The following is an 18,207-nucleotide window of genomic DNA, read 5'->3' on the forward strand; positions in this document are numbered from 1 at the left end:
AGGCGGCAACACGCCGGGCGCGCTTGCGGCGCGGTGAGTTGACCCTGGGGGACGGGCAACCCTACTGTCCGTATCATTCCTCAGGTTGACATAACTCTAAATCTCAACTTGAGGGTGAGAGTTAAACAAGAAGGTCCGGCACCGTTTCGGGCTTCACGTAATGCAAGTAAACGAGCGGAAAGGCCCCTCGTCGTGGCAGCACCGCAGAACTACCTCGCGGTCATCAAGGTCGTCGGCATCGGCGGCGGCGGAGTGAACGCCGTGAACCGGATGATCGAGGAGGGACTCAAGGGCGTCGAGTTCATCGCCATCAACACCGACGCCCAGGCGCTGCTGATGAGTGACGCCGACGTCAAGCTGGACGTCGGGCGCGAGCTCACGCGGGGCCTCGGCGCGGGGGCCAACCCCGAGGTCGGACGCAAGGCCGCCGAGGACCACCGCGAAGAGATCGAAGAGGTCCTCAAGGGCGCCGACATGGTCTTCGTCACGGCGGGCGAGGGCGGCGGCACCGGCACCGGCGGCGCGCCCGTGGTGGCGAACATCGCCCGCTCGCTCGGCGCGCTCACCATAGGCGTCGTCACCCGGCCCTTCAGCTTCGAGGGCCGCCGCAGGGCCATGCAGGCCGAGGCCGGCATAGAGACCCTGCGCGACGAGGTCGACACGCTGATCGTCATCCCCAACGACCGGCTGCTGTCGATCTCCGACCGCCAGGTCAGCGTGCTGGACGCCTTCAAGGCGGCCGACCAGGTCCTGCTGTCCGGTGTCCAGGGCATCACCGACCTGATCACCACGCCCGGCCTGATCAACCTCGACTTCGCGGACGTCAAGTCGGTCATGTCCGGCGCGGGGTCGGCCCTCATGGGCATCGGCCACGCCCGCGGCGACGACCGCTCGGTGGCCGCGGCCGAGATGGCGGTCTCCAGCCCGCTGCTGGAGGCCAGCATCGACGGCGCCCACGGCGTGCTGCTGTCCATCGCCGGCGGCTCCGACCTCGGCCTCTTCGAGATCAACGAGGCGGCCCAGCTCGTGTCCAACGCCGCGGCCCTGGACGCCAACATCATCTTCGGCACGGTGATCGACGACGCCCTCGGCGACGAGGTCCGCGTCACGGTGATCGCCGCCGGGTTCGACGAGCCCGGGGCGGAGAACCAGCCGGCCGCGCAGCCGATGGCGCGCCCGCAGGCGGCCGCGAGGCCCGCCCCGCAGACCCCGCCGCCCGCCGCGTCCCCGGCCCGCGCCGCCGCCCCGGCCCCGCAGCCGGCCCCGCAGCCGCCCAAGGCCGAGCCGTCGCGCGCCGAGCGCCCCGCCCCGGTCCGCCCGCTGCCGGCCTCGCACGCCGCCCCGGCGAGCACGGCACCGGCGCACCCCGCCCCGGCGCATCCCGCCCCGGTGCACTCGGCCCCGCACCCGGTGCCGCAGGCCGCCCCGGTGGCGCCCGAGCCCGTCCCGGCCCCCGAGCCCGCCCCGGCGCCCGCTCCCTTCGCGCGGGAGGCCGCCGAGCCCGCCCCGCACGCCGAGCCCCAGAGCCCGGTGTCGATCCCGCGGCCGGCGCCCGAGCCGCCCACCCCCATCACCTCCCGCGTCTCCGAGCCCGCCCGGCGCCGTCCGGTGGTCTTCGAGGAGCAGGAGGAGGAGCTGGACGTCCCCGACTTCCTGAAGTGAGCCCCCGGCGCGCGCCACCCGTACGGGGGCGCGCGCCGCGGCGGCGGGGGCGGCGCGGCCGGGGTCCCGCGCGGCCCGTACGCTGATGCCCGGCCACCCGTACCGACCACCGAAGTGACGCGGACCCCCACGTGAACGACACCCACACGACGCGGCGCGACGAGATCGCCGCGGGCCTCGCCGAGGTCGAGCGCCGCATCGCGGACGCCTGCGAGGCCGCGGGCCGCGCGCGCGGCGAGGTCACGCTCGTGGCGATCAGCAAGACCTACCCCGCCTCCGACGTGCGGATCCTGGCCGCCCTCGGCGTCCGCGACGTCGGCGAGAACCGCGACCAGGAGGCGGCGCCCAAGGCGGCCGACTGCGCGGACCTCTCGCTGACCTGGCACTTCGTCGGCCAGTTGCAGACCAACAAGGCCAGGTCCGTCGTCTCCTACGCCGATGTGATCCACTCGGTGGACCGGGAGCGCCTGGCCGGGGCGCTCTCCCGCGAGGCCGTCCGGGCGGGGCGCCGCCTCACCTGCCTGGTGCAGGTCGCCCTCGGGGACGAGCCCGGCAGGGGAGGGGTCGCCCCCGAGGGGCTCGCGCCGCTGGCGGACGCCATCGCCGGCGCGGAGGGCCTGGTGCTCGGCGGCGTCATGGCCGTGGCGCCGCTCGGCGCCGACCCCGCCCCCGCGTTCGCGCGGTTGCGCGACCTGTCCGAGGCCCTGCGGGCCGATCATCCAGGAGCGACGGTCGTATCGGCCGGAATGAGCGGAGATCTGGCCGAGGCCATCGCCCACGGAGCGACACACGTGCGTGTCGGTACGGCGTTGCTCGGTCGCCGGAAGCCCTTCGTCAGGTAATGTCCCCCCGAGTGGACCTTGATGTCCATGTATCCGAGGTCGATGGCGGTGCCTTAGGTTGCCCTGGGTACGGCGACCGTGAGCAGGAGGACGACGTAGCGATGGCCGGCGCGATGCGCAAGATGGCGGTCTACCTCGGTCTCGTGGAGGACGACCGCTACCCGGATTATGGCACTTACGCCGAGGACGAGGACTACCCCGACGAGTACGTCGACCGGCGGCGTGGCGACGAGCGTGGGCTTGGAACGCCCCAAGACGGCCCGGAGGAGACCGAGACCCCGGTCCCGGCACCCCGGGCGGGGGCGGCGGTCGCCGAGCGCCGTACGACCGATCTGGCGCGGATCACCACGCTTCACCCCCGCACGTACAACGAGGCGCGTACGATCGGGGAGCACTTCCGTGAGGGCACACCCGTCATCATGAACTTGACCGAGATGGTCGACAGTGACGCGAAGCGGCTTGTCGATTTCGCGGCAGGTCTGGTTTTTGGCCTACATGGAAGCATTGAACGTGTTACGAACAAGGTGTTCCTGTTGTCCCCAGCCAATGTCGAGGTGACCGCCGAGGACAAGGCCCGAATCGCGGAACGCGGGTTCTTCAATCAGAGCTAGAGTTCCACCATGAACAGTTCACGGCCGGACACGGCCGGCACGACCAGCTTGGCCCACAGGGCCCACCCCGACCGAGGCCGGCAGCGCGGAACGGAGGCAGGACGCGACCGTGGGGGTTCTTAGAGAGATCGTGGTCGCGATCCTGTCGATCTATCTCGTGCTCCTGATCGGCAGAATGATCTTCGAGACGGTGCAGGCGTTCGCCCGTTCATGGCATCCACGTGGTGTCGTGCTCGTGCTCGCCGAGGCCACGTACACCGTGACCGACCCTCCGCTCAAGTTCCTCCGCCGTTTCATTCCGCCCCTCCGGTTGGGTACGGTGGCCTTTGACCTAAGCTTCACAGTGCTGTTCATTGTGGTCTTGGTCATGATCCAGATCGTGTCCGCGCTTTGATCGGGTACCGTCCTCCGGACAGACTCCGAGCGCGCCAAGGAGACCGAAATGCCGCTGACGCCCGCTGATGTGCGGAACAAGCAGTTCAGTACCACCCGGCTGAGGCCGGGGTACGACGAGGAAGAGGTCGACGCCTTCCTCGACGAAGTGGAGGCCGAGCTCGACCGCCTCATCCAGGAGAACGAGGAGCTTCGGGCGAAGCTGACCGAGTGCCTGCGGGGCAAGGTGCCCGGCGGCATGGGCATGAGCATGGCGCCCGCCCCCGTGGCCGAGCCCAAGCCCGAGATGATGATGCCCCAGCCGGAGCCCATGAAGGCCCCCGAGCCGATCAGGCCCGAGCCGGTGCCCGTCGGCATGGGAATGCCGCCCGCCGAGGACAACATGGACACCGCGGCCCGCGTGCTCGCCCTCGCGCAGCAGACCGCGGACCAGGCCATCGCCGACGCCCGCCGCGAGGCGGACGAGACCGTCACCCGCGCCCGCCGCGAGGCCGACGAGATCCTCGGCAAGGCCCGCCGCCAGGCCGAGCAGATCATCGGCGACGCCCGCGCCCGCGCCGAGACGCTGGAGCGCGACGCCCAGGAGCGCCACCGCCAGGCCATGGGCTCGCTGGTCCAGACCCGCGACGAGCTGGAGCGCAAGGTCGACGAGCTGCGCAGCTTCGAGCGCGAGTACCGCAGCAGGCTCAAGCTGTACCTGGAGAACCAGCTCGCCGAGCTGAACGTCTCCGCCGAGGGCAGCGGCGCCTTCCCCGTCGTCGGCGCGCAGATGGGCGGCGCCCCCGCCATGTCCCACGCCGGCGCCCCCGGTGGCCAGCCCCAGATCCCCGGCCCCCAGAACAACCCGTTCGGTCCCGAGCCCGCACAGCACTCCGGCGCCTTCCAGGGAGTCGACGGCCCTCACAACGATCGCCGTTAAAGTAACGGGTCGGCTCTTTCCGGCCCGTGACCGGGAGTATCTGTGATCTACCTCAGCGCCATTCTGGTCGTGCTCGCCTTCGGCCTCCTGGTCGCGGGCGTTGTGACCGGAACAGCGGTCCTGGTCATGTGGTCGATCGTGGTCAGCGTGCTGTCCGCGGTCTTCCTGATGATCGGCGCCCTGCTGCGACGCCATGAGCTCTTCCCCTCCGGCGGCGTGCCGGCGGCGACGCCGCACATGCCCCCGGCCGGAGCGGGCGTCGCCGATGGCCTGATGGCCCGACCCGGGGCGGTGGCCTCCTCAGCGGCCCCGCCGCGAGGGCCCGCCTCCCCCGTGGCCCGCCCCATGGCCACACCCCAGATGGCGCATCCCACGGCCACCCTGGCCGCGCCGCCCGCGTTTCCCGCGACCGCGACGGTCGCGGGGGCGAGTGGCAGGCTCGCTCCCGACGCGATCGTCTTCGTCGTCCCCGGGCGCAAGCGGTTCCACCAGGCCGGGTGCCGCCAGCTCTCCGGCCGCCAGACCGAGGAGCTCACCTACGAGGAGGCCCGCGAGGAGGGCTTCTCTCCCTGCACCACCTGCCTGCCCGACGGCGCCCAGCCCGTCAACGCCCCTCTGAAGGCCGAACCGGTCGTCTCCCTGGACACGCCGCAGTGGTCGGCCACGGTCGAGCGGCCGACGCGGTCCTCCTCCAGGCCGTCGCTGGAGACCTCCTCACAGACGTCGCCGTCCTCCTCCGTTCCGTCGCTGGAAGGGCCCCGTCCGTCTCTGGAGGCCCCGCGCCCGCCGGTCGCGAACCCCATCGTCATCCCCCCGGCCGCGGACCCGGTCGTCATCTCCTCCGTGGACACCCCCAAGGCCGCGGCGTCCGCCCCCGCCGGCCGCCCCGCGGCGCCCTCGTCCGCCGACCGCCCCGCCACGCCTCCGCCGGCCGACCGCCCCGTCGCGTCGCGCGCGGAGTCCTCCGGCGAGTACCGCTCCGAGGAAACCCGTCCCGTACGGCCGCCTTCCGTCCCCCCGCGCCCGGCCGCGGACGCTCCCGCCGAGCCCGCCCCCTCCAAGCCCACGCCCCCGCGGCCGACGCCCGCCGAGGCTCCGTCCCGGCCCGCGCGGCCGGTGATCTCCTTCAACGCGCCGGTGGTCCCCGAGGCGTCCAGCCCGTTCAACGCCTTCCAGCGCCCGGACCCCGCCGGCCCCGAGCCCTCCGCCAAGGAGGACGAGGACGACGACCCGATCGTCGTCGTGGCCGCGCGACCGGTCGAGGCGAAGTCCGAGCCGGAGAAGGCGCAGGACGAGAGCGTCGCCGGCCGCGCGCCCGCGCGCTCCGAGGACGGCGCCGAGAAGCCGAAGGCCGCTCAGGACCGTAAGGCGTCCCAGGACTCCGAGACGGCTCAGGAGAAGGGCTCCGGAACAGTGAAGGTCATCCCCGGCACCCGCCGCTACCACAGCTCGGCCTGCCCGCTGATCCAGGGTTCGGACCCCGACACCCTCGAATCGATGACGGAGTCCGAAGCCGAGTCCAAGGGCCTCAGCCACTGCTCGGTCTGCGACTACGCCTGAACGTCGCGGCCGCGGTGGCCGGATGACCTGCGAACGCCGTCGTCCCGCGCATACGGAGCGTCGCGAAGCGTGGCGCTCCAGGGGGGAGGCGCGGGAGATCGGTCGGTCGCGGCGGCGGAACGCCCATCCCGGCACCTGCTCGCAGTGGCCGCCGCGCACGACTCTAGGGTGGTAGATCCGTCCCCCTATCGAGAGAGGCTTCCGTTCATGTCCACCGCGGCCCTGCCCGACCATCTCCTCACGGCTCTCGCCCGCCCGAATCCCTGCGTCATCAGCACCGTGCGCCCGGACGGCGCGCCCGTCTCCGTGGCCACCTGGTACCTGTGGGAGGACGGGAAGGTGCTGGTCAACATGGACGCGGGTCGTAAGCGTCTCGACCACCTGCGCGCCGATCCCCGGGTCTCGCTGACGGTGCTGGACTCCGACAGCTGGTACCGCCACATCAGCCTGCAGGGGCGCGTGGTGTCACTGGAGGACGACCCGGACATGAAGGACATCGACCGGGTGTCCGTCCACTACACCGGCGAGCCGTACCCGAACCGCGAGCGGCCGCGGATCACCGGCTGGATCGAGATCGACAGCTGGCACAGCTGGGGCTGGCCCCAGGCCGACCAGGACTAGCCCCGCCGCGCGTCACGACAACGGGCTCCCGGGACCGGCAAAGGGTCCCGGGAGCCCGGGTGAAAGGACGGCCCGGGCGGTCTCCCGTGTGCGGCCGGGCCACGAAGGTCACAGAACGCGGAGGATGTCCTCCACCCGGGCCTTCGCGTCGCCGAAGAGCATCGCGCTGTTCTCCCGGAAGAACAGCGGGTTCTGCACGCCCGCGTAGCCGGAGGCCATCGAGCGCTTGAACACGATCACGTTGTCGGCCTCCCACACCTTGAGGACGGGCATGCCGGCGATGGGGCTGCCCGGGTCCTCCATGGCCGCGGGATTGACCGTGTCGTTGGCCCCGATGACCAGGACGACCGAGGTGTCCGCGAAATCGTCGTTGATCTCGTCCATCTCCAGGACGATGTCGTAGGGCACCCTGGCCTCGGCGAGCAGCACGTTCATGTGGCCGGGGAGGCGTCCCGCCACGGGATGGATGCCGAAGCGGACGTTGACGCCCTTCTCCCGCAGTTTGCGGGTGAGTTCGGCGACGCCGTGCTGCGCCTGGGCGACCGCCATGCCGTACCCGGGGGTGATGACGACGGAGTCGGCCGTGGTGAGCAACTTCGCGACGTCCTCGGCCGTGACCTCGCGGTGCTTGCCGTACTGGGTGTCCTCGGCGGGTGTCCCGGCCTCGATGCCGAACCCGCCGATGATCACGGAGATGAAGGACCGGTTCATCGCCTTGCACATGATGTAGGACAGGTAGGCGCCCGAGGAGCCGACGAGCGCGCCGGTGACGATGAGCAGATCGTTCTCGAGCAGGAAACCCGAGGCGGCGGCGGCCCAGCCGGAGTAGCTGTTGAGCATCGACACGACCACCGGCATGTCGCCCCCGCCGATGGAGGCGACCAGGTGCCAGCCCAGCAGCAGGGCGATCGCGGTGACGACGATCAGCGGCCAGAGTCCCGGCTCGATCACGAACCACGCCGTGAGAACGCCGAACGCGGCGAGCGCCCCGAGGTTGAGTACGTTCTTGCCCGGCAGCATCAGGGGGTTGGACTTGATCCGGGCGGACAGCTTCAGGTAGGCCACGATCGAGCCGGTGAAGGTCACGGCGCCGATGAACACGCCGATGAAGACCTCGGCGCTGTGGATGCCGAGCATGTGCTGGGCGAGCAGCAGGCCGGCCTCGGCGCCGCCCGGGTCGGCCTCCACGTGGAGGTACCCGTTCCAGCCGACGAGCACGGCGGCGAGACCCACCAGGCTGTGCAGCAGCGCGATCAGCTCCGGCATGCTGGTCATCTCGACCCTGCGCGCCCGGTGCAGCCCGATCGCGGCGCCGATGAGCACCGCCACGATCAGCAGGGCCAAGCCGGGGCCGCTGATGTCGTGATTCACCGCGAGCGCGGTGGTCGCCGCCAGCGCCAGGGCCATGCCGGCGACGCCGAAGGCGTTGCCCGCCTTGGCGGTCTCGTGCTTGGACAGACCGGCCAGCGCCAGGATGAAGAGCAGGGCGGCGACGATGTACGCCGCCTGCGCCACCGTTTCGATGGTCACCGGATCAACTCCTGGAGAACATGGCGAGCATGCGGCGGGTCACCGCGAAGCCGCCGAAGACGTTGATGCTGGCGACCAGGATCGCCACGAACGCCAACGCGGTCACGACGTTGCCGCCGTGCCCGAGTTGCAGCAGGGCGCCGACGACGATGATCCCCGAGATCGCGTTGGTCACCGACATCAGCGGTGTGTGCAGAGCGTGGTGCACGTGCCCGATCACGTAGTAGCCGATGACGATCGCCAGCGCGAAGATCGTGAGATGTCCCCGAAGGGCGGCCGGCGCCAGCGCCGTGACCGCGAAGAGCGCCGCGGCCCCGACCAGCGCCCACCGCCATCGCCCCAAGGCCGGCCGTTTCTCCTGCGGTCCGGCCGGGGCGGTCGTCGAAGGAGCGGCGGAGGGCTTCGTCGCCGCGGGCGCCGCGGACACCGCCACCGGCGGAGGCGGCCAGGTCAGCTCGCCGTCGCGGACGACGGTGATCGAGCGTTGGACGACGTCCTCGAAATCCAGCACGCACCGGCCGTCCTTGGCCGGTGTCATCAGCTTCATCAGGTTCACCAGGTTGGTGCCGTGCAACTGCGACGCCTGCGCCGGCAGACGCCCCACCAGATCGGTGTAGCCGATGATCGTCACTCCGTTGCCGGTGACCACCGCCTCGCCCGGGACGGTGCCCTCGACGTTTCCGCCGTTGGCCGCGGCCATGTCGACGATCACGCTGCCCGGTCTCATGCTCGCCACCATCTCGGCGGTGATCAGGCGCGGCGCCGGCTTTCCGGGGATGAGGGCCGTGGTGATGATGATGTCGACGTCCGTCGCCTGCTGGGCGTACAGCCGGGCGGCGCGCTGGTTGTAGTCGTCCGACATCTCCTTGGCGTAGCCGGTCGCGGACACCTCCACGTCCGCCGTGTCGATGGCCAGATACTCGCCGCCCAGCGACCTGACCTGATCGGCCACCTCCGGCCGCGGGTCCGTCGCCCGCACGATCGCGCCCAGGTTGCCGGCGGTACCGATCGCCGCCAGGCCCGCGACGCCCGCTCCCGCCACGAGCACCTTGGCCGGGGGGACCTTGCCCGCCGCGGTCACCTGGCCGGTGAAGAACCGCCCGAACACATGCGCGGCCTCCACGACCGCACGGTAACCGGCGATGTTGGCCATCGATGACAAGACGTCCAGCGACTGCGCCCGCGAGATCCGCGGCACGGCGTCCATCGAGAGCGCCGTGATGGGCCGCCGGGAAAGGTCCTCGACCATGCCCGGGTTGAGACGCGGGTTCAGCATGCTGATCAACATGGCGCCTCTGGACAGCCGGTCCAGGCGCTCGACCGGAGGCGGGTTGATCGAGAACACGATGTCGGCCGCCAGCGCGTCTCCGATCGCGGCCCCGGCCTTCAGGTACGCGTCGTCGGAGAACGAGGCGGCCAGACCGGCGCCCGGCTCCACCACCACCTCATAACCCAGCTTGACCAGTTCCACAACGCTCGCGGGCGTCGCCGCCACGCGAGCCTCGCCCGGAGGCGACTCCCTGAGCACACCGATGATCATCGCTGACCTCCACTGTCCGGCTCGGCGAAGCGGGTCGAGATCGTCAAGCTGAACAAAGTGTGCCAAATCTGCAAGAATACGACTACTAGATCGAATCCGCTCTGTGTGAATGGTTATCGAAGGGACCGCCGGGCGTCTGTCGCCGGGGGCGCGCCCCCACGCCTCTCAGCCGCGGGCCGCTCACGACCCCAAGGTGAGGGTCCCGTGCCGGGACCGGCCTCACCGCAGGACCGGGTGGCCGTTCACCCAGCCCAGCCCTGCCGTGTACATCCACCGCGCCTTGCCCGCCCAGCCGTGGAAGAAGACGCGCTCACCGAGCACGTCCGCGCCGCCGGGGCCCTGGACCGCGCCGCCGAGGCTGCCGGTCGTCATCAGCGGCCGCCCCGCCTTGGCGAACGGGCCGGTGAGCGTGGCGGAGGTGGCGTAGCCGGTGAAGTAGCGGTCGCCGGTGTAGGAACCGCCCGCGTAGATGAGCACGTACCGGTCGGGGCGCCTGACCAGGACCGGCGCCTCGATCACGCCCTGCTCGTCGGGACGGTCGTTGCGGATCAGCTCCCGGCGCGGGCCGGCGAGGGTCACGCCGTCGGCCCGCACCTCCTGAAGCCAGATGACCGAGGGGGCGGGAGGGGTCAGCGCGTTCCCGTCGTTCTTGTAGAGCAGGTACCTCTTCCCGTCGGCGTCGACGAAGCTCGCGGGGTCGATGTCGCCGCCCTCGGCGGCGTCGCACACGAGCGGGCCGTCGCCCAGCGGCCGGAACGGGCCGAGCGGGCCGGGGGAGAGGGCAGCGCCGACGCACATCCGCCCGGCCGCGGCGCTGGGCGCGGTGAAGTACATGAGATACCGCCCGTCCGCGCGCCGCGACACGTCGGGCGCCCAGAAGCCTCCCTCGCCCGCCCAGGAGGGCTTGCCGGGCAGGGCGTCGCCGCGCATGGTCCACGGCCCGGTGGCGGACGGCGCGCTCGCGACCGGAACCGTCCCCGCCGGGCTGCTGGTGGAGTAGGCGTACAGCGTGGACCCGGCGCGGACCACGTCGGGATCGGGGAAGTCGGCGGTGATGACGGCCACGGGACGCACCGTCGCCGCGGGCGGCACGGTGGCCGCGGCGGGAACGAGCACGGCGGGCAGGATGGCCGCGGTCAGGGCGGTGGCCGGCAGCATGGGGCGACGGGACGATCGCATCGCTATCTCCTCTGGGTACGCAGGGGTGCCGACGGCACGAGGGGTCGGTGCCGCGGGCGTACGGGCAGGTGACGGGATGTCGCTCTGGGGGACGGTCAGCCGATATGTCGGGCCGAGGGGGGATAGTCGAAGGTCCGGGTGCCGTGGAAGGTCTCGCCGGTGATGCGGTAGCCGTGGGCGGCCTCGCTGCGGGGGTCGCCGACGTCGAGGCTGTCGGCGGTCGACCAGGCTCCGTTGATCTTCTGCTGGACGAGGTAGAAGAACTCGTTGAAATCCCAGACGGAGGACACGAACGTGTTGGTCACGGTGAGCGAGCTCCGGCCCGTGGTCAGCGCCGCCGGGATGTCGACGCTCTGGTCCAGCCATCCGTAGGTGCCGCCGCGCAACGGCTTCCATTCACGCGCCCGGACGCCGTCCACGCTGATGGCGGCGCGCTGCCAGGGGACGTTGGCGTCCAGGCGGCGGATCAGCCGCACCCCGTCGTTCGCCGGATCGATCTTGACGGTGAACCGGCTCGAACCGCCGGGCCCGAACGCCCGCCCGTCGTCGGTGACCCCGTTCAGCGCCTTCCACACGACGGCCCCCGCGACAATGATCACCAGTGCGCCCACCACGGCCAGCACCGGCAGGAGCCTTCGGCGCAGCACGCCACGAAAGCGGGCGGGCCGCGCCCGGGCCGGTTTCGCCCGCTCCGATTCGGTCGGATTCGGTCCCATGTGGGCAGGTTCGGTCTGGGGCGGCTCCGCTTGGACCGGTTCGGTCGGGGCCCGTTCCGGCGTGGCCGTGGCGGACTCGACACCTCCGCTGAGGTGGAACGTCCGGTCAGTTCTATAGGCGGCGGGCAGGTGGGCGATCCGGACCCGTTCCCAGGCCCGTTCCCAGGCGGGAAGCCGCTCCTCGGGCACGCGGCACGCGCGCAGGAACGCCACCATCACCGCCTTCTTGGGAAAGCGCCGCCCCGCGAGCATGTCCGAGCAGGTGGCACGGGGCAGCCGGGTGCCGCCCGCCTTGTCGGCCCGGGTCTGCAGCTCCCGCAGCGACACGTCGGCGCGCGCGAACTCCTCGGCCAGAAGCCTGACCAGCTCCTCGTGGCGGGTCACCTGGTCGACCGCGGCGTCGTACGCCTCGCCGGCCGTCCGGCGCGCCCTGCCGCCACCCGGGTCCGTGCTCATCGCTCCTCAGGCCCGTCCTCGTCCGAACCGGGCCATCCGGCCCACCCCACCCTCGTCGTGTCCGACAGTGTACAAACGATTACCCTCCGCTGTCCGGCCGTGGGCGCGTGGTGGACCGGTTCGGACGAGTCCGTCCGAAGCCCTGTTGGACACCTGGACGGCCCGGCTTGGCTGACGTTCGAGCGTGGTGACCGGCCGAGACCCGAACGGCGCACCACGACGACGAAGCGCCGGCCGACGGTCACCCGAAGGAGACCGCCCCGGCGGGGACACGCGAGGGGAGATCCCACATGAGCAAGACCACCAGGGCACGCCACATGAGCAAGACCAACGCGGCAGGCCACACGAGCGGGACGAGCGCGGCGCGTCACGCGAGCGGGACGGACACGTCGCGCCACGTCGGCAGGACCGGCGCGGCGCGATGGGCCGCGCTGACCCTGGCCCTGTCCATCGGCACCGGCCTGCCCGCCGCCGGCACGGCCGCCACGGCCGCGACCGGCCACCTCACCTCCGGCAGGGCCGCCGCCTGCGGCCTGTACCGCGACGAGGACGCCGCCCAGTACCGCAACTGCTCCGCTGCCGCCGAGAAGATCTACGTCACCTACATCTGGAGCTCCAACCAGACGTACTGCGTCCCCCCAGGCGCCGTGAAGCACCTCGGCCGCTGGAACAACGTCTTCCGGGTGTACAACCAGGGCGGCTGCTAGCCCGCCCGCCACCGCACCTCCGGCGACGGCCCACCGGTGACGACGAGCGGCGTTCCCGCGACGCCGGCATCGGAGCACCGCTAATTGATCTACAAAGTCAAGGGCTCCGGACTTGTCCGGAGCCCTTCTCGACGGCGTGCGGCCGACTTCGGATGGCGGAATCCCGGATGTGCCGGCGGGTCAGCGGCCAGGCGGGAGCAGGTCCGGGAGCGGCGGCCATGGCGCGGGCCGGGCGTCGGACAGGGCGCTCTTGGGAGGCGCCGGGGGTACGGCGGGGCAGCGGGTGCCGGGGGAGGGGGGCCGCACCGAGATCAGGTAGCGATCGATCGTGGTCGTGGTGCAGGCGCTGCGTTGGTAGACGCCGTGGCCCCAGCCCTCGTAGGTGAGCAGGTGGGCCTCCTTGCCGATCTGGGCGGCGGCGTCCAGAGCCCAGAGGTAGCCGGTGGCCGGGTCATGCAGGGCGTTGGCGAGCAGCAGGGGCGGTGTGCCCTTCACCCTCAGGCGGTGCTGGGGGTTCGGGATCGGGTCCGGCGAGGACAGGCATATGCCGGTGAGCGTCAGGCTGGTCGGGACGATCCCCATGTCCGGCGCGACGGCATCGGCGCGACGGAGGTGCTTGGCGTACTCCTTGTAGTCGCGGATCGGCCAGCGGAAGTCCGCGCAGAAGATCAGGTTCGGGTAGGTCCACGGCGGATTGTCGGCCATCGCCTCGCGCGGGTCCGTGTTCGGATCGCCGGTCGCCGTCTGGTCTGTCTGGGTGCCGGTCGTCGTGTCCATGAGGGTGGCCGTCGAGGCGGGTGGACGCGAGCCCGCGTCGAGGGCGGTGAGCAGGGTGGCGAGTTCGTACCAGGTGGGTCCGTAGCCCGCCCGGAAGGCGGAGCGGATCACGTCCATTCTGGTGAGCAGCCTGCCGGGGGCGCTCGGGTTGCGGAGCTCGCCGCGGTCGGCGCGCTCCAGCAGGCCGGTCCAGAGCGCGCGTACGTCCTTGCCGTGCAGTGCGCACCGGGTCTCGGTGCCGCACCACTTCACGAACTCGTTGAAGGAGTCCTGGACGTTCGCGGCCCAGGAGGCGAGGTAGGGGCCGGAGCTCAGGCTGTGGTCGACATTGCTGTCCAGGACGAGGGCGCGGACCCGCCGGGGGAACAGCTCGGCGTACATCTGGCCGATCAGCGTGCCGTAGGAGAGGCCGTAGTAGGTGATCTTCTGCTCGCCGAGCGCGGCGCGGATCGCGTCCATGTCCCGGGCCACGCTGACGCTGTCGATGTGGTCGAACACCGGCCCGGTCCGGGCGCGGCAGTCGGCGCGGAGCCGCCTGCTGTAGTCGAGCCAGGAGTCGAACTCCGCCTGGTTCTTGATGAGCGTGTCGGGCATCTGGCGCATGATGTGATCCGAGCACAGGACGGGGCTGCTGCCCTCCACGCCGCGGGGGTCGAAGCCCACGACGTCGAACCGGCGTTGCACCTCGGGGGTGAAGGTGTTCCCGAACTGCGTGTAGGTGACCCCGGAGACGCCGGGTCCGCCGAGGTTGAACAGCAGCGTGCCGATCCTGGCCGCGGGGTCGGTGGCCTTGAGCCTGGCCACGGCGAGCTCGAACGTCGGCCCGCCGGGATCCTTCCAGTCCACCGGCACGGTGAGCGTGCCGCAGTCGGCGGCGGGGTTGCGCGGGCACGGCGTCCAGGCGATCTCACCGGACGCGGCGGCGGGCGCCGTGGGTGTGGCCCCCGCGGGTGCGAGCGGGGATAACGCGACGGTGGCCGCCAGGACGGCCATGAGTGACAGAAGGGTTCTACGCACGCGGTCTCCAATCACGGGGCGCATGTCGAAGTCTTCGACGCCCGAGATTGTCCGCCGATCGATATTCCCTGACCATAGTAAAATTACGTAGACAGGATATTCTTCGCATAACCGGCTGGAACCCGGTTCCGGTTCGGTGTCACGGCCACCGCGTGTGAGGCTTCGGCGATCGCCGGCGCCGGCCTGTCGGTTTCGCGTGGTCGTCCGGCGTGTGAGGTTTCCGTTCTCGCGGCACGCGAGCCTCCCTGGGGCGATCAGTGATCTTCTTGTACGGCCCGGCGGGGCGGTCGCGGAGAAAGGCACGGCCCGGTTTGTGGTCTCGTGGGATCAGGGCATGAGAAAGGGCCCCGGAGTGGTTCCGGGGCCCTTTCTTTGTGCGGCGCCGGCGGGCGCCTTATGCCGGGGTCAGGACGACGCGCGGGACAGGTGGAAGCCGAGGCCGAGGTCGGGGTCGTGGTGGGCGGGGAGGGCGGCGTCGGGGGTGCCCTCGGTCATCGTCGTGGCGAGGACCTCGTCCGCGACCTTGGCGCCGTCGGCGCGCAGGGCCTCGGCCAGGTCGCCCGAGGCCGTCCACCACAGGGTGATGCGGTCGGTGATGGACAGGCCGGTGGACTTGCGGGCGTCCTGGACCAGCCGGATCACCTCGCGGATCAGCCCGGCACGCAGCAGTTCGGGCGTGACGGTCAGGTCCAGGGCGACGGTCTCGCCGCCGCCAGAACCGGCGGCGCCGTTCTCGACCGCCCAGCCGGCCTTCGGCTGCTCGGTGACGATGACGTCGTCGGCGCCGAGCGTGACCTCCTCGCCGTGCACGGTGAGCGTCGCCGTCCCGCCGCCCCGGATCACGGCCGCCAGCTCGGCCGGGTCGGCCGCGGTCACGGCCGCCGCGACGTCCTTGGTGCCGCTGCCGAACTTCTTGCCGAGGGCGCGGAAGTTGGGCTTGACCGTGAAGGACACCAGGTCGGACGAGTAGGAGGACAGGTCCTCCAGGGTCTGGACGTTCAGCTCGTCGGCGATGAGCTCGCGCAGCGAGCCGGGGAGCGACGCCCAGCCGGGGCTGGCGACGAGGGCGCGCGCTAGCGGCTGGCGGGTCCTGACGCCGCTGCCGGCCCGCGCGGACCTGCCCAGCTCGACGAGCCGCCGCACCAGCGCCATCCGCTCCGACAGCTCCGGGTCGAGCAGCTCGCGGTTCACCTCGGGCCAGGTGGCCAGGTGGACCGAGGAGGGCGCGTCGGGCGCGCGCAGCACGTCCCACAGGTAGTCGGTCAGGAACGGCACCAGCGGGGCGAGCAGCCGGGTGACGACCTCCAGCGACTCGTACAGGGTGGCGAACGCGGAGGTGTCGCCGGACCAGAAACGGCGGCGGGACCTGCGGACGTACCAGTTGGACAGGTCGTCGAGGAACTCGGTGAGCCGCCGCCCGGCCCGGGTGGTGTCGAAGGACTCCATGGCCTCGGTGACCTCGGCCACCGTGCGGTTGAGCTCGGCCAGCGCCCACCGGTCGATCAGCGGCCGGTCGGCGTACGCCGGGGCGGCGGCGAGGTCGGACGGCGACCAGGACTCCGCGCCGGCGTACAGCGTGAAGAAGGAGGTCGTGTTCCAGTAGGTCAGCAGGACCTTCCTGACGATCTCCTCCAGCGCGGCGTGGCCGACGCGGCGCGGCGCCCACGGGGAGCCGGAGGTCGCCATGAACCAGCGCAGCGCGTCGGCGCCGTGCTGGTCCATCAGCGGGATCGGCTCCAGCACGTTGCCGAGGTGCTTGCTCATCTTGCGGCCGTCCTCGGCGAGGATCAGGCCGAGGCACAGCACGTTCTCGTAGGAGGACCGGTCGAACACCAGCGTGCCGACGGCCATCAGCGAGTAGAACCAGCCGCGCGTCTGGTCCAGCGCCTCGCAGATGAACTGGCCGGGGTAGGCCTGCGCGAACGTCTCCTGGTTGATGTGCGGGGCGCCCCACTGCGCGAACGGCATGGACCCCGAGTCGTACCAGGCGTCGATGACGTCGGGCACCCGGCGCGCCTCGGCGCCGCAGTCCGGGCAGGGCAGGACGACGTCGTCCACGAACGGCCGGTGCGGGTCCAGGGCGGACAGGTCGCGCCCGGCGTGCTCGCCGAGCTCCTTCAGCGAGCCGACGCAGGTGACGTGGGACTCGTCGGCCGTGCACACCCACAGCGGCAGCGGCGTGCCCCAGTACCGCGACCGGGACAGCGCCCAGTCGACGTTGTTGCGCAGCCACTCGCCGTACCGGCCCTCCTTGATCGTGGAGGGGAACCAGTTGGTGCGGGCGTTCTCCTCCAGCAGGCGGTCCTTGACGGCGGTGGTGCGGATGTACCAGGAGGGGAGCGCGTAGTACAGCAGCGCGGTGTGGCAGCGCCAGCAGTGCGGGTAGGCGTGCTCGAAGTGCGAGCCGCGCAGCAGCAGGCCGCGCGCCCGCAGGTCCTCGGTCAGGCCCTCGTCGGCGTCCTTGAAGAACTTGCCGCCGACCTGCGGGACGGTGGGCAGGAAGCGCCCGTCGGGGCCGATCGGGTTGACCACCGGCAGGCCGTACCTCTTGCAGGTGGTCATGTCGTCGGCGCCGAACGCGGGGGCCTGGTGGACCAGCCCGGTGCCGTCCTCGACGGTGACGTAGTCGGCGAGGACGACGTAGTGGGCGCCGGGGATGTCGACCAGGTCGAACGGCCGGGAGTACGGCGTGTGCTCCAGCTCGGTGCCGGGCACGCGCTCGGTGACCGTCCAGCCGTCGCCGAGGGCGGCGTCCACCAGCGGCTCGGCGACGATGACCGGCTTCTCGCCCTCCCGGGACGCGACGACGTAGGTCACCTCGGGGTGGACGGCGACGGCGGTGTTGGACACGAGCGTCCACGGCGTGGTGGTCCAGATGAGCAGGTCGGCGCCCTGGAACCGGCCGGAGGTGACGGGCATGCGCACGTACACCGAGGGGCTGGAGACGTTCTCGTACCCGCCGGGCTGGCCCAGCTCGTGGTCGGACAGCCCCGTGCCGCAGCGCGGGCAGTACGGCGTGATGCGGAAGTCGCGGAACAGCAGGCCCTTGTCCCAGATGACCTTCAGCGACCACCACACGGCCTGGACGTAGGAGGGGTCCATGGTGCGGTAGGCCTGGGACATGTCGACCCAGTAGCCCATGCGCTCGGTCATGGCCTCGAAGGCGTCGACGTGGCGCTCCACCGACTCCCGGCAGCGGGCGTTGAACTCGGCGATGCCGTACGCCTCGATCTCCGGCTTGCCGGACAGGCCGAGCTCGCGCTCGACGGCGACCTCGACGGGCAGGCCGTGGCAGTCCCACCCGGCCTTGCGCCCGACGTGGAACCCGCGCATCGACTTGTAGCGGGGGAAGACGTCCTTGAAGACGCGGGCCTCGACGTGGTGGACGCCGGGCATGCCGTTGGCGGTGGGCGGCCCTTCGAAGAAGACCCAGGACGGCCCGCCGGCGTTCTGCTCCAGGGAGCGCTCGAACACCTTGCCGTCACGCCAGCGGTCGAGCACCTCGGCCTCGAAGGCGGGCAGGTCGGCCTGCGGCGGGAGCGGCCGGAAGTACGGTGAGGAAGGTGACATCGTAGGGGTGGACCTCCACGCGAGCTGTTTCTCCATGGCGTGGAGGGACGAGGCCGGAGGCCCCGCGGTACCACCCTCCTTGACCCCCTCCGAGAGAATCTCCCGAA

14 protein-coding genes are annotated in these 18,207 nt (G+C 71.5%); 8 read left to right on the forward strand and 6 right to left on the reverse strand.

All coding sequences use genetic code 11. The annotated features are described in order from the left end of the window. Positions 1-192 precede the first annotated feature (192 nt). From ftsZ to BJ981_RS25040, 7 genes are all read left to right on the forward strand, one after another. A complete protein-coding gene (gene ftsZ / locus BJ981_RS25010) occupies positions 193-1,662 on the forward strand; it encodes a cell division protein FtsZ (RefSeq protein WP_184614297.1) in 1,470 nt (489 codons plus the stop codon). A 131-nt stretch (positions 1,663-1,793) separates the two neighbouring features. Then, positions 1,794-2,504, forward strand: coding sequence for a YggS family pyridoxal phosphate-dependent enzyme (locus BJ981_RS25015; protein WP_184614300.1), 711 nt, complete (start codon positions 1,794-1,796; stop codon positions 2,502-2,504). A 101-nt stretch (positions 2,505-2,605) separates the two neighbouring features. Further along, complete coding sequence (locus BJ981_RS25020; protein WP_184616392.1) at positions 2,606-3,115, forward strand: cell division protein SepF; 510 nt, start codon at positions 2,606-2,608, stop codon at positions 3,113-3,115. A 109-nt stretch (positions 3,116-3,224) separates the two neighbouring features. Beyond that, entirely contained in the window at positions 3,225-3,509 is a 285-nt protein-coding gene (locus BJ981_RS25025) for a YggT family protein (protein WP_184614302.1), read from the forward strand. A 48-nt stretch (positions 3,510-3,557) separates the two neighbouring features. After that, on the forward strand, positions 3,558-4,427 hold the full coding sequence (locus tag BJ981_RS25030) for a DivIVA domain-containing protein (protein WP_184614304.1): 870 nt from the start codon (positions 3,558-3,560) through the stop codon (positions 4,425-4,427). 42 nt (positions 4,428-4,469) lie between these two features. Further along, positions 4,470-5,987: a hypothetical protein gene (locus tag BJ981_RS25035; protein ID WP_184614306.1), complete on the forward strand. Its 1,518-nt coding sequence runs from the start codon at positions 4,470-4,472 to the stop codon at positions 5,985-5,987. Between the two features lie 207 nt (positions 5,988-6,194). Then, positions 6,195-6,608, forward strand: coding sequence for a PPOX class F420-dependent oxidoreductase (locus BJ981_RS25040; RefSeq protein WP_184614308.1), 414 nt, complete (start codon positions 6,195-6,197; stop codon positions 6,606-6,608). A 108-nt stretch (positions 6,609-6,716) separates the two neighbouring features. Here BJ981_RS25040 and pntB read toward each other — a convergent pair whose 3' ends face one another. From pntB to BJ981_RS25060, 4 genes are all read right to left on the reverse strand, one after another. Further along, positions 6,717-8,138 (reverse strand): Re/Si-specific NAD(P)(+) transhydrogenase subunit beta, encoded by a 1,422-nt coding sequence (pntB, locus tag BJ981_RS25045; RefSeq protein ID WP_184614311.1) that lies wholly within the window; start codon positions 8,136-8,138, stop codon positions 6,717-6,719. A gap of 4 nt (positions 8,139-8,142) precedes the next feature. Beyond that, positions 8,143-9,678 carry a Re/Si-specific NAD(P)(+) transhydrogenase subunit alpha gene (locus BJ981_RS25050; RefSeq protein ID WP_184614313.1) on the reverse strand — a complete coding sequence of 512 codons (1,536 nt, stop codon included), beginning with the start codon at positions 9,676-9,678 and terminating at the stop codon, positions 8,143-8,145. A gap of 219 nt (positions 9,679-9,897) precedes the next feature. Continuing rightward, entirely contained in the window at positions 9,898-10,857 is a 960-nt protein-coding gene (locus tag BJ981_RS25055) for a glycoside hydrolase family 43 protein (protein ID WP_204070737.1), read from the reverse strand. 95 nt (positions 10,858-10,952) lie between these two features. After that, the gene (locus tag BJ981_RS25060; protein ID WP_184614315.1) at positions 10,953-12,029 is read right to left on the reverse strand and encodes a hypothetical protein; all 1,077 of its coding nucleotides are present in this window, start codon (positions 12,027-12,029) and stop codon (positions 10,953-10,955) included. Between the two features lie 290 nt (positions 12,030-12,319). On the opposite strand from BJ981_RS25060, the gene BJ981_RS25065 reads away from it, so the two are divergent. Further along, entirely contained in the window at positions 12,320-12,736 is a 417-nt protein-coding gene (locus BJ981_RS25065) for a DUF6355 family natural product biosynthesis protein (RefSeq protein WP_184614317.1), read from the forward strand. Positions 12,737-12,916: 180 nt separating this feature from the next. On the opposite strand, the gene BJ981_RS25070 is transcribed toward BJ981_RS25065, so the two are convergent. Both BJ981_RS25070 and ileS read right to left on the reverse strand, forming a co-directional pair. Beyond that, positions 12,917-14,530, reverse strand: coding sequence for an alpha/beta fold hydrolase (locus BJ981_RS25070; RefSeq protein ID WP_204070738.1), 1,614 nt, complete (start codon positions 14,528-14,530; stop codon positions 12,917-12,919). A gap of 405 nt (positions 14,531-14,935) precedes the next feature. Continuing rightward, a complete protein-coding gene (ileS, locus tag BJ981_RS25075; RefSeq protein ID WP_184614319.1) occupies positions 14,936-18,100 on the reverse strand; it encodes an isoleucine--tRNA ligase in 3,165 nt (1,054 codons plus the stop codon). Positions 18,101-18,207 lie beyond the last annotated feature (107 nt).

The sequence above is a fragment of the Sphaerisporangium krabiense genome (genome assembly GCF_014200435.1).
Classification (GTDB): Bacteria; Actinomycetota; Actinomycetes; order Streptosporangiales; family Streptosporangiaceae; genus Sphaerisporangium; species Sphaerisporangium krabiense.